We start from the raw sequence: 773 nt of genomic DNA on the forward strand, positions 1-773 counted from the left end.
CGCCATCTTTAACGACAATTCTAGTAGTACCATCTTGCCCATCAACACCAACAATGCCATCTTTTGTAGTAATATTGACAGCATTCTTACCGTCTTTACCCTTCATGTCGATAGAACCATCTTGGCCATTTAATGTAACGCTATTGCCATCTTTGCCGGTAATACCCATCTTGCCATCTTTACCGTCAAGAGCGATGACATTTTTATGATCCTTATCATCGGTAGCACCGGTAATCGTTGTAATGCCATCTTTACCGTTGATCGTAACAGACGCGCCATCTTTGCCATTAGCACCTTTCGGGCCTTTCGCACCGATTGTACCGTCTTTCGCGTTCATGGTAACAGTTGTGCCGTCTGCACCTTTAGCGCCCACAGTACCATCTTTACCATTTACTGTAACGGTTGTGCCATCTTTCGCCTTGCTTTCGATCTTACCATCTTTACCGTCAATAGTAACTTTTTCACCGTCTTTACCATTGACAGTCACCTTGCCATCTTTGCCAGCTTCTCCATCTTTACCGACTGTGATGTCATCTTTCAAGGAATAGGTTACTTTCTTAGCATTCTTGTCTAATGTAACTTCCAGGCTATTACCTGCGGCAAATTCAACCGTTTCTTTCTTATCTTGACCTAAAGCAACGTTAGCTCTGTTATCGGCTGTATCTTGACCTACCAAAATATCGAAACCTTGATTTGTCTTGTACAATTGACTACCATTGATAGCTTCTTTACTGTTTTCAGATACATCGCCAGCTTTTACATTCTTGATAACT

General features: G+C 42.0%; 1 pseudogene. It reads right to left on the reverse strand.

Features of this window, described 5'->3' with window-relative positions:
* Positions 1-773, reverse strand: a pseudogene (locus tag HMPREF3182_RS07680) (hypothetical protein); the annotation flags it as partial.

Source organism: Megasphaera hutchinsoni (assembly GCF_001553405.1).
GTDB lineage: Bacteria > Bacillota > Negativicutes > Veillonellales > Megasphaeraceae > Megasphaera > Megasphaera hutchinsoni.